Below are 9,477 nucleotides of genomic sequence, written 5' to 3' on the forward strand. Positions count from 1 at the left end.
TCAATTAACTAAAAATCAGATGAAAAGGCAATCTATTAAGCGGCTCAGAAAAAATGCTGGATGGGATGATTCTATTTTAACCACTATCTTATCTCAAAATTTTTCATGAGGTGACCCTGTAAGCATTACGAACACTCTGCCTATTAATTATCTAACGTATATCTGTTTAGCTATCAGGAAATTAATTGGCAAATATAAACATTGTTTGATCCCCGTTAATTCACTTGATACAATAAAAAAACATATTTATTACAATTTGGAGAGGATATGACCGCAAAAATAACTAATAGGACTTCAGAAGTATTATTAGAAAATCTTGATAATGCCAATGCAGCTCTAAGAGATGGCGCAAAAAATTTTGAAGCCTATGCAGATGCGGTCATAAGAAAAAAAGATATTATAAAACAATTGGTTAAATTAAAGATTGAGGAAAGAGCCAAGCTTAGTGAATGCCTAAACAATATCGCTTTTTTTGGTTCAAATGCTCAACTTGCCGGAATCAATAAAATAATTTCTAGTTATGCCGTCTCCAGTGAATCCCCAAGCCTTGATAGTGAACCTGAGCTATCGCATCCACGAGTATTTTAAGCCCCTGTCTCAAAATAAATTTTAGAATGAAAAATAGGTAAAAGCAGGTTAACACTTGCTTTTACTCTAATTTTTGTTCACTGATTATATAGCCTAGGTAAAGAAATTAATAAAACTGCAGCGATAATCCAAATTAAAGTGCTTACTAAATAAGGGTGTGGGTAAGGTTTATGAGTGTTTTTATAAGCAAAATAATGAAGGATACCTACAGGAATTAGAGACACTGCTGTTAATAAAATCACGAGGATAATATCGGGAGTATATTTTGATTGAGGAAAAACGTAATTAAGAAAGGACAGCATCGCATTAAGCTTGTCGCGAAAATAATACAGCAAATCGATAACTAAATTGTCATACATAAAAACGAAAGCCGACCCCAGGGCTAAGGGAAGCACTAATTTTGCCCCTTTAACCGCAAAAATTTTTTTCAAAAGCCGATTAAACTCCTGAGAAAATAAACAAAGAATGGCAGTGGCACAAAGCACTAAAAATAAGGTCAGCGTTCCTGTCATTGTCGCTCCTCTAAAGCTTCCCAGCGAGCATAAAACTCTGCCAAACTCCTTTCATCAGCAGCAAGCTTTTGATTTATGTCACTAATTATTTTTGCTTCTTGTTGATAAAATTTAGGCTCTGCCATTTTTAATTGTAGTTCATGTATCTTTTTCTCTAAAACCTCAATTTTCTGGGGTAATTGGGCTAGTTCACGTTGCTCATTGAAACTTAATTTTGTAGCATTTGCATTACGTTTCACTGAAGAGGGAGAGGCTTTTACTTCTCGTTTTTCATTTTGTTGTTTTTTGAATTCTTTATAATCATCATAGCCGCCAACGAATTCATTAAATGTCCCTTTTCCTTCATAAACTAAAACGCTGGTAACCACTTGATTGATGAAGGCTCTGTCATGGCTAATCAATATTAAAGTGCCCGGATAGTCCATTAACATCTGTTCTAATAATTCTAAAGTTTCAATATCCAGATCATTAGTAGGCTCATCCATTACTAATAAGTTCACAGGTTTTGCAAATAATTTTGCCAGTAATAATCGATTGCGTTCTCCGCCAGATAGAGAGGAGACTGGCTGATTAAAACGGTCTGCAGAGAAGAGGAAATCACGTAAATAACTGGCGACATGTTTTTGCTTGCCATTAATCGTAACGTAATCTGCGCCATCACCTACGTTAAACATCACCGTTTTATCTTCAACTAACTGTCTACGAAGCTGATCGAAGTATGCAACATCCAATGAAGTACCTTGCTTTACAGTGCCCAAATCAGGAACCAACTCGTTTAACAATAATCGTACTAAAGTAGTTTTCCCACAACCGTTAGGACCGATAATCCCTAATTTATCACCGCGAGTCAGTAAGAGAGATAAATCATTGATAATGATTTTATTTTCAATAGAATAGCTAATTTTCTCTGCTTCAATAACAGTAGAACCGGAGCGGCTTACTTCCAAATTGACTGCTTTTACTTTTCCTAATTGATTACGCCGTGCTTTATATTCTTCTCTTAACGCTTTTAAGGCACGAACCCGACCTTCATTACGGGTGCGCCTTGCCTTAATCCCTGTGCGAATCCAAACCTCTTCTTCAGCGAGTTTTTTGTCAAAGAGATCATTTTGTTTTTGTTCACTAAGACGAATAGTTTCTCGTCTATCTAAATAGGTTTCATAATCACATTGATGGAAGTAAAGTTTTCCCCGATCAATTTCCACAATGCGGTTCGCTACTTGACTTAAAAACTCCCTATCGTGCGTAACCACCATAACGCTGCCCGTAAAATTTTTTAAATAGGATTCTAACCATTCTATAGCTTCAATATCTAAGTGGTTAGTTGGTTCATCAAGGAGCAGAAGATCAGGCGAAGCAAGTAAGGCTGCACCCAATAAAACTCGTCGCTTCATACCACCCGATAAATTATGCATTTGTTCATTAAGCTCAATTCCCAAACGGCTAGCCATTGTTTCAATTTTGGGCAAAAGATCCCAGGCGTGTAAAGTATCCATACGTTGTTGGCATTGTGCTAATTTGTCCATATCACCCTGTTGAGAATAGTGATGAAATTGGGTTAATACCGTGCCTACCTCGCCTAAATCTTTAACCAGAAGGTGGTAAACCGATGCATCTCCAGTAACGGGGACCTCTTGATTTAAGCCAGCAATCCGAAGCCCGGAAAGTTTATGGATTTGTCCACTGTCATTGATTAAATCACCTTGCAATAATTTTAATAAGCTTGATTTACCAGCACCATTTCTTCCTACCAAGGCAATACGATCATTAGGTTGAATTTGTAAGTCAGCCTGATCTAACAAATAGTTCCCTGATACAATTAAACTTACTCCATTGAAAGAAAGAATACTCATAATGTTCTCAATACTTAAAAAATTAAACTAATAACCGCACCACAAGCAAGAGTATAAACCTAAGCCTGTACATAGAGCTCAACAAAGAACTCTAATCACCCTGCTGCTCTAATATTAACTGTTTCTTTTTTTGTGTGATATTAAAATGTTCTAATACATTCATACCCAATAATACCGTATCATCATCATTCGGTATAATCACTGCTTTCACATCATAAAGGGTAAATGCGCCAAAGCTAAGTTGCTCAATTCGCGTTAAAGAACCGGTAATCATTCCATTTGCAGTAGACAAAGTCATAGGGTATCGACCGCTAATATGCAAGGTGTCCGCTATATTCTGGGGAATAGCAACAAAAGAAGCGCCCGTATCTACAAGAAACTCTACCGGATAATTGTTTATCCGCCCCGATATTAAATAGTGGCCGCTAGAATTTGCGGTAAGCACGAATTCTTTTTGATTCGCTAGGATGACCTTGCTTTTAGAATCGCTTTGATAATAAAAAAATAAAAAAAATCCAATAAAGATAATAATCCACACCAGCAAAAACATGATACGCCCGGTCCGGGCGAATTTTTCTTCACTCATGATTATTAAGCATGAGGTAAAATCATAATCCCATCCATTTCAACCAAAGCACCCTTAGGTAATTCTGATACCCCAATAGCGGCACGAGCAGGATAGGGTTGAGAAAAATGACGGGCCATGGCTTCGTTAATTAAAGGAAAATGAGTCAAATCAGTCAAGAATACGGATAATTTTGCGATATGAGCTAAACTACCACCAGCAGCTTCACACACTGCTGCTAAGTTTTTAATCACTTGTTCAATTTGTTCTTTAATATCATCACTACACATCTGCATAGTGGCAGGATCAAGCGGGATCTGGCCAGAAAGATAGACCGTATTGCCACTTTTCATCGCTTGGCTATAAGTACCGATTGCTTCTGGCGCTTGTTTTGTATTAATCGCTTGCATTAGTTATCCCCTTGCTTTTTTCTATATAAACGCATGACTACTTTATTAGCACGTAAACGTCGCATGACGCGTGCTAGATGAATTCTATCCGTGACACTTATTGAGAAAGTCACTGCATTATGGCGACCATCGCGCGGATCAACATTTATATTACCAATATTAGAGCCGGCTTCGGAAATAGCAGTCGCTAAAGCGGCTAAAACTCCGCGCTCATTGGCAACATCTACCGTAATATCCACCCAATATTCTCCTTGGACTTGTTCATCCCAGCGCAGCGCTACAAATTGCTCTGGTAAGCTACGAGAATTATTCAGGCTTTGACAATCACTAGAATGAACAATGATACCCCGACCTTGTTGGAATTTACCGACAATATTATCGCCAGGAATAGGCTGACAACACTCGCCAAAGTGAATTACCATACCCTCTGTGCCTTTAATCGCTAGCGGCTGGGTTTTCGTTTTATTGAGTTCATTCGTGTCTTGAGCAACGACTAAGCGTTTTGCAATGACCATAGACATTTGGTTGCCGATACCAATAGCATATAAGAGTTCATCTGTTGATTTGTAATGTAAATCATTAAGTAAAGCATGTAAGGATTCGGGCGGTATTTTGGCATAATCGCTAGCTAATTCCGCGAGCGATTGCTCTAAAAGCCGTTTTCCTAAAACGATAGACTCGGCATGTTGCTGACTTTTTAAGAAATGGCGTATATTGGAACGAGCCTTACCAGTTACTACAAAATTAAGCCACGCAGGATTAGGATGCGCCCCTGGGGCAGTAATAATTTCGACCGTTTGGCCATTAGTTAAAGGAATACTTAAGGGTACAAGACGACGATTTACTTTCGCTGCCACGCAACTATTGCCTACCCCAGAATGCACTGTATAGGCAAAATCGACCGGGGTAGCTCCTTTAGGCAACTCCATTATATGTCCCTTAGGAGTGAATACATAAATTTCATCAGGGAAAAGATCAATTTTAACGTTTTCAATAAACTCCAAAGAATTCCCGGTACTTCGTTGCATTTCTAATAAACTTTGCACCCACTCGCGGGCGCGTAGTTGTGCCTCATTAACTTCCAGGCCTGATGATTTATAAATCCAATGCGCCGCTACACCATTATCCGCTACCTTGTCCATCTCACGCGTTCGAATTTGTACTTCTAGGGGAACACCAAAAGGACCAAATAATGTGGTGTGTAAGGATTGATAACCGTTTGCTTTCGGAATACCAATGTAATCTTTAAAACGCTGGGGAACAGGCTTATAGGTACAATGTAGAGCACCTAAAATTCGATAGCATGAGTCTATATCGTCGGTTATTACGCGAAACGCAAACACATCAGTAATTTCAGTGAAAGAAGCTTTTTTTAAGCGCATTTTCCGATAAATACTGTATAAATGCTTTTGCCGGCCAAATACTTGCTCATAAGGAATTTTAAGTTGCGCCAAAGCATGTTGTAAGTCTTTTTCTATTGTTTTGGTCAACTCGCGACGATTACCGCGCGCTTTCTCTACGGCTGATTTAATAGCTCGATAACGCATAGGGTGTAAGGCTTGGAAACCTAAATCTTCTAAGCCAACATAAATGGCGTGCATCCCCAAACGATTCGCAATAGGGGCATAAATTTCTAAGGTCTCTATTGCAATCCTTCTGCGCTTAGCATAAGGCATAGCCCCTAAAGTACGCATGTTATGTAAGCGATCGGCTAATTTTACGATAATGACACGAATGTCTTTAACCATAGCCAAAACCATTTTGCGGAAATTTTCGGCTTGGGCTTCAGCTTTTGACTCAAATTTTATTTTGGTTAATTTGGTGACCCCATCTACCAAAGCGGTAATTTCTTCACCAAATTGCTTTAGCAAGTCTTCTTTACTAATTGAGGTATCTTCGACCACATCATGAAGTAAAGTGGCCATAATAGTTTGATAATCCAACCGCATGCGAGCAAGGATTAAGGCAGCAGCAACGGGATGAGTAATGTAAGGCTCGCCGGAACGGCGCATCTGCCCATGATGAGCTTTTTCAGCAACTAAATAAGCTTGAAAACATTTTTCTATTTGCGCAGGCTCAAGATAGCATTTTAGCTCATCATCAAGCTCTTTAAAGTAGCTCACGCAGTACTCCCGTGTGTCCAACATGGCTATAACACCTCTCGTTGATAAGCGTTCACTCAATAGCGTCAATTTGCGGAATCACGCTTAGATGAGCTTGGGCCTTGCAATTATTGGTCCAAGCCCAATCTTCAACTTCACATAATGGTGTAAAGAACTAACGCAACAAATCGCTTAATTGACACCATTCCTGAACGAATACCCTCAGGCAAGTTATTACCTTAGTCTTTATCTAAGATATCAGCCTTAACAAAACCCTCAGCAATTTCGCGTAAAGCAACTACAGTCGGTTTATCATTTTCCCATTCAACCATTGGTTGATCGCCACGCACAGCAATTTGTCGTGCACGTTTCGTTGCTACCATTACTAATTCAAATCGATTTGCAACATGTTCTAAACAATCTTCCACTGTAACTCGTGCCATAAACCCACTCTCCGCTTAAATGAAACAGTATATAATTATTGCTGTTATTCTTTTTAACTTCAAACCTTACATTTTACTGCTATGACAACAAGAATGAAAGTAGTTTTGTTTGTTTATTTATCTGCCGCTCCATTTTTAGTCGATTAGCAATAACTATCGCTCTTAACTCCACTGCAGCATGCTCAAAATTATCATTCACTATTAAATAATCGAACTCAGGATAATGGCTCAACTCGTCTTGTGCCTTTATCATTCGATCGCTAATTACCTCATTGTTATCTTGTCGACGGTTCATTAGACGTCTTTCTAGCTCCTCTATGGAAGGAGGAATAATAAAAATACTTACCGCATTAGGGAAAATACGCTTAATTTGTTCTGCCCCTTGCCAATCAATATCTAAAGCAACATCGATGCCTTGGCTTAAATTTTCATTAATTTGTGCAGCTGAGGTCCCGTATAAATTGTTAAACACCCGAGCATGCTCAATAAAAGCATTTTCATTGACCATTCCCAGAAATTTTTCTTCATTAATGAAATAATAATCAATACCGTCTGTTTCTCCAGGTCTAATTTCTCGAGTAGTATGAGACACGGAGATTTTAATATCGTCTAAAGTAGTAACTAAGTGCCTAACCAAGCTAGTTTTTCCACCGCCAGAAGGAGCCGCTACAATGTATAAATTTCCTGCATAATTATCCATCATCATTTCTTACTCGATATTCTGTATTTGTTCACGCATTTGTTCGATTAAAACTTTCATTTCAATCGCGCTCTGAGTCAATTCAACGGAATCTGATTTGGAACTTAAAGTATTCGCTTCTCTGTTTAACTCTTGCATTAAAAAATCTAAGCGCCGCCCTGCACTGTGCCCTGTATTTAAGGCTTTATTTACCTCCATGACATGGGTTTGCAAACGATCTAATTCTTCGCTTACATCTAAACGAGTCAAAAGAAGCGCTATTTCTTGCTCAATTCGCCCTTCAGGTACTTCGAGTTGAATACTATGCAGACGAGTTAATAATTTATCTTTAGAATGAACAGCCATAGACTGAATAATCGATTGGGCTCGCTCTACTTCCACACTTAAAGCCTGTAATCTAGTTTCTATATGTTGTCTTAAGGCTTGGCCTTCTGCGACTCTAAATTCGCTTAATTGTCGAACTGCATCATTAAATAAAGATAAAACATGTTGCCCTAGATCTTCCATATCAGATTGAGCGACTTGAACAACCCCAGGCCATGATAAAACTTTACTTACATTGAGGTCATTGGCTAAATGATGCGATGAAGATAATTGATTACCTAAATCTACTAATGCATTTACTATACCCATATTTATAAGCATAGACTCATTTTGGGTATTATTGTCTTGATATTTTAATTGACACTCTAATTTACCACGATAAATGGTATCTTTCAGGGTGTTTCGCAATTGAGGCTCTAAAAACCGAAACGTTTCTGGCAAACGAAATGACACATCTAAATAACGATGATTCACTGATCTAATTTCCCAGCAAAGCTGAGCCACGTCCAGTTGTTTTTGCGCCCGGGCAAAAGCAGTCATACTCCGAATCATAAACATACCTATCAATTCACTTTGCGCGAATATACAGCAAATTGGAACAATTTCCCAGAATAGATAAATAATCCACAAATAAATTTAGAAAATCTTTACTTCAGGACGACCCTTTAAGGTAAATATTCAAGCTGACTTTTGTAAAGCTCAGGGTTATACTTAGCCATTTGACCGAGGATTAATCTATGCGCCCCAGTAATCGTGAACCCAATCAACTTAGAACTATCGTCATTACTAGAAATTACACTAATTATGCCGAAGGCTCCGTTTTAGTTGAATTTGGCCAAACTAAAGTATTGTGTAATGCCTCGGTTGTTGAAGGTGTTCCTCGTTTTTTAAAAGGTAAAAACCAAGGGTGGGTTACCGCCGAATACGGAATGTTACCCCGTGCTACGCATAGCCGAACCGACCGAGAAGCAAGTAGAGGCAAACAAGGTGGTCGCACCTTAGAAATTCAACGTCTTATCGGCCGCTCTTTACGTGCTTGTGTAGATTTGAAACTAATTGGTGAGAATACCATAACGATTGATTGCGATGTTATTCAAGCAGATGGCGGTACGCGAACTGCCTCTATAACGGGTGCTTGCGTGGCAATGAGAGATGCCGTCCAATGGATGGTGCAACGCGAAAAATTACGTAAAATGCCCACTTTTAATTATGTAGCAGCCGTATCCGTAGGCATTTATCGCGGGCAAGCAGTACTTGATCTAGATTATGCTGAGGATGTACTTGCTGAAACGGATATGAATGTGGTGATGAATGAGCAAGGCCATTTCATTGAAATTCAAGGTACTGCAGAAGATAAAGATTTTAGCCGTGCACAATTAAACAGCATGCTTGAGCTTGCTGAACTTGGCATCCCGCAAATAATTGAATTGCAAAAGAATGCCTAATATAAGTATATGCCCGTATGCTTTATAGATACGGGCTATAAAATTAAGCTAAGCGCTGTCTTTTCCTTTCTGACTCGTTCGGATCATCCAAGTCATTAATGGATGAGTTTACAGCTTCGGTGGAATTTTTTTCAGCATAAAAGAAGGTTTTTTTATTACCTATTAAAACAGAGCGCTTAGAGTATTTGTCTAATATAGGGCTAATATCTATCCATTCGTAAGTGGAAATTATCCCCATAAAATCGGTGTTCTCGGCAGGATTAGGATATAAGCTGCCAAACTCCTCCAGCAATGAATTTTCAACCTTTAACTTTAATAGCGCCCAGATATCCTCAGGTATGGTTTTATCTTGATTAAGTTTATCAATTAACTCATTATAAACCTGGATATCACCGCTTATTTTGTCTTGTAAATAGTTACTCATGTTACGCACGGTCAATTTTAAGCTGCCATATTTTTAAGCTCCTGCCAAGCAATCTGGTTCGCTCTAAGAATCAATTTGTACTTAATAGCAAAGTGATTTAAATGAGTTTTT

11 protein-coding genes are annotated in these 9,477 nt (G+C 38.6%); 2 read left to right on the plus strand and 9 right to left on the minus strand.

The window, feature by feature from the left end; all coding sequences use genetic code 11:
* The first annotated feature begins 267 nt into the window (after window positions 1-267).
* A complete protein-coding gene (locus ELY15_RS10875; protein WP_127099904.1) occupies window positions 268-588 on the plus strand; it encodes a hypothetical protein in 321 nt (106 codons plus the stop codon).
* A gap of 77 nt (window positions 589-665) precedes the next feature.
* Here ELY15_RS10875 and ELY15_RS10880 read toward each other — a convergent pair whose 3' ends face one another.
* The 8 genes from ELY15_RS10880 to ELY15_RS10915 all read right to left on the minus strand — a co-directional run bounded on the left by ELY15_RS10880 (window position 666) and on the right by ELY15_RS10915 (window position 8,049).
* Window positions 666-1,100: a hypothetical protein gene (locus ELY15_RS10880; RefSeq protein WP_127099906.1), complete on the minus strand. Its 435-nt coding sequence runs from the start codon at window positions 1,098-1,100 to the stop codon at window positions 666-668.
* Window positions 1,097-2,953 (minus strand): ATP-binding cassette domain-containing protein, encoded by a 1,857-nt coding sequence (locus ELY15_RS10885; RefSeq protein ID WP_127099908.1) that lies wholly within the window; start codon window positions 2,951-2,953, stop codon window positions 1,097-1,099. The genes ELY15_RS10880 and ELY15_RS10885 overlap by 4 nt, the downstream gene beginning before the upstream one ends.
* Before the next feature lie 91 nt (window positions 2,954-3,044).
* Entirely contained in the window at window positions 3,045-3,539 is a 495-nt protein-coding gene (locus ELY15_RS10890; RefSeq protein ID WP_127099910.1) for a TIGR02281 family clan AA aspartic protease, read from the minus strand.
* A 5-nt stretch (window positions 3,540-3,544) separates the two neighbouring features.
* Window positions 3,545-3,928: a RidA family protein gene (locus ELY15_RS10895; RefSeq protein ID WP_127099912.1), complete on the minus strand. Its 384-nt coding sequence runs from the start codon at window positions 3,926-3,928 to the stop codon at window positions 3,545-3,547.
* Window positions 3,928-6,075, minus strand: coding sequence for a bifunctional GTP diphosphokinase/guanosine-3',5'-bis pyrophosphate 3'-pyrophosphohydrolase (gene spoT / locus ELY15_RS10900; RefSeq protein WP_127099914.1), 2,148 nt, complete (start codon window positions 6,073-6,075; stop codon window positions 3,928-3,930). Before spoT ends, ELY15_RS10895 begins: the two co-directional genes overlap by 1 nt.
* A gap of 194 nt (window positions 6,076-6,269) precedes the next feature.
* A complete protein-coding gene (rpoZ, locus tag ELY15_RS10905) occupies window positions 6,270-6,473 on the minus strand; it encodes a DNA-directed RNA polymerase subunit omega (RefSeq protein ID WP_127099916.1) in 204 nt (67 codons plus the stop codon).
* A 79-nt stretch (window positions 6,474-6,552) separates the two neighbouring features.
* Entirely contained in the window at window positions 6,553-7,173 is a 621-nt protein-coding gene (gene gmk, locus ELY15_RS10910) for a guanylate kinase (RefSeq protein WP_305033770.1), read from the minus strand.
* Window positions 7,174-7,182: 9 nt separating this feature from the next.
* Window positions 7,183-8,049: a YicC/YloC family endoribonuclease gene (locus ELY15_RS10915; RefSeq protein WP_127099920.1), complete on the minus strand. Its 867-nt coding sequence runs from the start codon at window positions 8,047-8,049 to the stop codon at window positions 7,183-7,185.
* A gap of 185 nt (window positions 8,050-8,234) precedes the next feature.
* Here ELY15_RS10915 and rph point away from each other — a divergent pair, with 185 nt between their 5' ends.
* Window positions 8,235-8,942: a ribonuclease PH gene (rph, locus tag ELY15_RS10920; protein WP_127099922.1), complete on the plus strand. Its 708-nt coding sequence runs from the start codon at window positions 8,235-8,237 to the stop codon at window positions 8,940-8,942.
* A 43-nt stretch (window positions 8,943-8,985) separates the two neighbouring features.
* On the opposite strand, the gene ELY15_RS10925 is transcribed toward rph, so the two are convergent.
* A complete protein-coding gene (locus ELY15_RS10925; RefSeq protein WP_127099924.1) occupies window positions 8,986-9,366 on the minus strand; it encodes a hypothetical protein in 381 nt (126 codons plus the stop codon).
* Window positions 9,367-9,477 lie beyond the last annotated feature (111 nt).

Origin of the sequence: Legionella sp. km772 (genome assembly GCF_003989735.1) — a bacterium.
Taxonomy (GTDB): Bacteria; Pseudomonadota; Gammaproteobacteria; order Legionellales; family Legionellaceae; genus Legionella.

What these genes read in the sequence shown, in the direction of transcription:
- ELY15_RS10875 (WP_127099904.1), top strand. Translation starts at nt 268, where the DNA reads ATGACCGCAAAAATAACTAATAGGACTTCAGAAGTATTATTAGAAAAT.
- ELY15_RS10880 (WP_127099906.1), bottom strand. Translation starts at nt 1,100, where the DNA reads ATGACAGGAACGCTGACCTTATTTTTAGTGCTTTGTGCCACTGCCATT.
- ELY15_RS10885 (WP_127099908.1), bottom strand. Translation starts at nt 2,953, where the DNA reads ATGAGTATTCTTTCTTTCAATGGAGTAAGTTTAATTGTATCAGGGAAC.
- ELY15_RS10890 (WP_127099910.1), bottom strand. Translation starts at nt 3,539, where the DNA reads ATGAGTGAAGAAAAATTCGCCCGGACCGGGCGTATCATGTTTTTGCTG.
- ELY15_RS10895 (WP_127099912.1), bottom strand. Translation starts at nt 3,928, where the DNA reads ATGCAAGCGATTAATACAAAACAAGCGCCAGAAGCAATCGGTACTTAT.
- spoT (WP_127099914.1), bottom strand. Translation starts at nt 6,075, where the DNA reads ATGTTGGACACACGGGAGTACTGCGTGAGCTACTTTAAAGAGCTTGAT.
- rpoZ (WP_127099916.1), bottom strand. Translation starts at nt 6,473, where the DNA reads ATGGCACGAGTTACAGTGGAAGATTGTTTAGAACATGTTGCAAATCGA.
- gmk (WP_305033770.1), bottom strand. Translation starts at nt 7,173, where the DNA reads ATGGATAATTATGCAGGAAATTTATACATTGTAGCGGCTCCTTCTGGC.
- ELY15_RS10915 (WP_127099920.1), bottom strand. Translation starts at nt 8,049, where the DNA reads ATGATTCGGAGTATGACTGCTTTTGCCCGGGCGCAAAAACAACTGGAC.
- rph (WP_127099922.1), top strand. Translation starts at nt 8,235, where the DNA reads ATGCGCCCCAGTAATCGTGAACCCAATCAACTTAGAACTATCGTCATT.
- ELY15_RS10925 (WP_127099924.1), bottom strand. Translation starts at nt 9,366, where the DNA reads ATGAGTAACTATTTACAAGACAAAATAAGCGGTGATATCCAGGTTTAT.